The following is a 242-nucleotide window of genomic DNA, read 5'->3' on the forward strand; positions in this document are numbered from 1 at the left end:
GGAGGGGTGTCAGTGGCAAGCCAAAAACAGGTGTCTCGAATCAACCGGCAAACGTGGCATTTTACTGAAGACGTAAGATTGCAAGCGTCGGCTGTGGCCGTTGGTCCGAAAGAAGGGGAGGGACCTCTGGCAGCCTATTTTGACAAGATTCATGACGATATGTATGCGGGACAACAGACCTGGGAAGACGCTGAACGCCAATTGATGGAGGATGCCATCACAGCATTGCTTCAAAAAGCAGG

At 51.7% G+C, this 242-nt stretch carries 1 pseudogene; it reads left to right on the forward strand.

Annotated elements, in window-relative coordinates:
* Positions 1-12: 12 nt before the first annotated feature.
* A pseudogene (locus tag SB775_RS33090) lies at positions 13-242 on the forward strand (stage V sporulation protein AD); the annotation flags it as partial.

This window comes from Peribacillus sp. SIMBA_075 (genome assembly GCF_046534585.1).